The following is a 2,105-nucleotide window of genomic DNA, read 5'->3' as shown; positions in this document are numbered from 1 at the left end:
CGGGCTTTCGATCCTGCGGCGTTGCAGGCGAAGATCGCCGCGCTGCAGGAGCAATTGAGGACCTGGGAAGACGCGACAGCCGTGTTCCTGGAGCTGCGATATCACGACTGCGGCGATGCGATCATCGATCTGAGAGTCTCGCGTAAGGCGGGCGACGGTTCGAATACGGCATCGCTTGTCCCGACTGCCGGCGCGCCGTCGTTCGGTCCGATCTCCCGCGGGATGACACGTGAACGCGGCTACGACGATGATCGGAGCAGAGCCGTCGACATTGACCCGCGCGGTGTAATGTCCCTCAGAAGCTCCTGGAACGCGAGACGGGTGCGACGGGGAGAAGTTCTGGCGATCTACGCTGCCTATATCAATGCGAATACGCGCAGCACATCGAGTAATTCCGACGGGCCGAACTTGGCGAACAGCTATTGCAAAGTCGAATTCCGCGCGCTCTACGGCAGCCAAAGTATCACGGATTTCCTTCAAATTAGCAGCCACCATCCCTTCCCGCTGCTCATGGTGCTGAAAGCAACCGAGAACGATATCGTTGAACAAAAGCTGAGCGAGGACGCGCAGCGCTGGTTCCAGCAGTGGATTGACGGTGCTCCGTGCGATTCTCTGACCTGCGCACCCGAATCCACCGCATATCGAAAGGAGATCGTGCCGACGCTTTCTTTCATGTACCGCGTCCGCCTCAATGCGGTGCCTCCACGGCAGCAGGCCCCCAATCAGGAAGCGATGGCCCGGTTGATCGACGATCTGACAGGGAGGTTCGAGGCCGGGAGTATCAGCCAGTCGCAGCTGACCGACTATGTCGCGCTACTCACAAGTTCGAAATCGGCAGATCCCGCGGGTGCCGCGCCGAGCGCAGATGCACTCGACGCAGCCCGACGCCGACTGACCGCGGCGGCTGTCCCGCCGCTTCTCGCCCAGGAGTTTCTCACGCGCGCCTCGCGCGGCTGGTGGAGCGCCGACGAATTGGAGCGTCGCATCCGGAGCGTCGAAAAACAGCCGACTCCCGCATCGACGCGGAACGCGCCGGCGCCCGCGGAAAATCCCGGCCGCATGATCGCGCTGCTCAGGTCGATGAGCGAGACCGGCGCCATCAGCGCCGGCATTGCCTCGCAGTGGATCGGATTGGTGATGCAGCCGCCATCGCCCGGCGCCGCTGCTCCACCCGCGACCGTCAAACGCGATGATCTCGTCGCGCAGATGAGCAGCAAGGGCTTTCCGCCGGAGTTTGCCTCGTTCATCGCCAACCGCGTGATGGCCGGCACGATCAAGCTCGACGACTATGCGAGCGCCATGAAGATCACAAAAGGAAACGCGCCCCGATGACCCGGCGAATGGTTCGTTGCGTCCAGGGGCACCCCTTCGACGCTGGCGCTCACGAGACTTGCCCAATCTGCGCGTCGCGCGAGGCTAAAACCAGTGCTGCCTCGTCGTCCGACTTGGCCACCGGCGGCCAACGGCAGGAGCCACCGCCGCCCGTGCAGTGGTACAAGCGCCCGGTCGTGCTGGCCGCCGTGGGCGTTGCCGCGCTTGGTGCCGCCGTCTATGCGCTGCAGCCGAAGGCGGTGCCGCCCGAGCCACCAAAGCAAGCCACTCCAGAGCCGCGGCCTGCGCCAGCACCGGCTCCAGCCCCGCCGCAACCAGTCCCTCCACCGGCGCCAGTTCCGCAGCCGGCGCCGCCAGCATCGCTCCCGGCCGTGCCCGAGCCCGCGCCGGCCCCCGCTCCGGTCCCGCCGCCGTCGTCCTCGCAACAAACCGATCCGGATGCCGATAGGGCGCTGTACACGCAGCGCATCCTGGTCGGGCTGGCGCAAAATTCGACCGATATCGCGCCGCCCTGGATAAAGCGCCGAGAGCCGGCGGACCAATGGGCTGTCGGCACACTCGACGAGGTCAGCAAGAAGGCTTTCGACGCTGCACCGCCCAACGCCGATGCGACGAAGGCGCTGATGCTGTTGATGTCCGGTTACTTCGCACTGTCGAAGGACGACCTGCCTGCGGCGCTCGGCCGTTTCGAGGCCGGCTATTATTTCGGCTGCGGCGTCTGCGCCTACGCGCTGGCTGCGGACATGATCAAAAACCCTGCTTATCAACGTCAG

Annotated in this window: 1 protein-coding gene and 1 pseudogene; both read left to right on the top strand. The window is 64.8% G+C overall.

Annotated features, from left to right (window positions below):
* Nucleotides 1-1,332: hypothetical protein (locus tag I5M_RS10785; RefSeq protein WP_210161621.1), on the top strand; the 1,332-nt coding region annotated here is incomplete at its 5' end.
* 371 nt (nucleotides 1,333-1,703) lie between these two features.
* A pseudogene (locus I5M_RS33095) lies at nucleotides 1,704-2,105 on the top strand (hypothetical protein); the annotation flags it as partial.

Source organism: Rhodopseudomonas sp. B29, assembly GCF_000333455.1.
In the GTDB taxonomy this organism is placed as follows: Bacteria; Pseudomonadota; Alphaproteobacteria; order Rhizobiales; family Xanthobacteraceae; genus Rhodopseudomonas.
Note: the sequence above shows the minus strand (reverse complement) of the source record. Positions and strands in the feature narration are given on the sequence as shown.